The sequence below is a fragment of the Mesorhizobium sp. M6A.T.Ce.TU.002.03.1.1 genome, assembly GCF_003997275.1.
Lineage (GTDB): Bacteria > Pseudomonadota > Alphaproteobacteria > Rhizobiales > Rhizobiaceae > Mesorhizobium > Mesorhizobium mediterraneum.
The window spans coordinates 1-444 of the sequence record NZ_RZTI01000323.1; the positions used below are offsets into that span (position 1 = coordinate 1).

The following is a 444-nucleotide window of genomic DNA, read 5'->3' on the forward strand; positions in this document are numbered from 1 at the left end:
CCGTAAAATCGTCGAAGCGGCTGGAGGTTGTTGGACCGGCGGGTCCAACGACCTCATTCCTCACTGCCCTGACGGGACCGACGTAGTAGATCACGCGTCCCCGCAGATCGACTGGAAGCGGCTTGCCCGCAACGGCATCTTCCGGGACCTCACGTCTGCTAGCCGAGCACTGCAAGTCCGCAGGGAAACCGATGATCTCTCTTTTCGGAACGCAATCGTTGAAACGAGGTGTAGTTGCCGCCTACCACCCGAAATCCGGCTGTGTGTGCGAAGATGCCGACTTGGCAACGGCGATACCGGCTATTTCGGAATACAAGTTCGAGTGCGCGGGCCAGAGCTGTAATGCGCCCAGCAGGATTCTTGTCGCCCGATCCCGCTATGAGGAATTCCTGTTCCGGATGACGGAGGCGGTCCGAAGAATCAGGATCGGACCACCGGACAACC

General features: G+C 59.2%; 2 pseudogenes. One reads left to right on the top strand and one right to left on the bottom strand.

What is annotated here, in order from left to right:
* Window positions 1–130: pseudogene (locus EOC93_RS33760) on the bottom strand (fumarate hydratase C-terminal domain-containing protein); the annotation flags it as partial.
* Window positions 131–263: 133 nt separating this feature from the next.
* On the opposite strand from EOC93_RS33760, the pseudogene EOC93_RS33765 reads away from it, so the two are divergent.
* Window positions 264–444 (top strand): annotated as a pseudogene (locus tag EOC93_RS33765) (aldehyde dehydrogenase family protein); the annotation flags it as partial.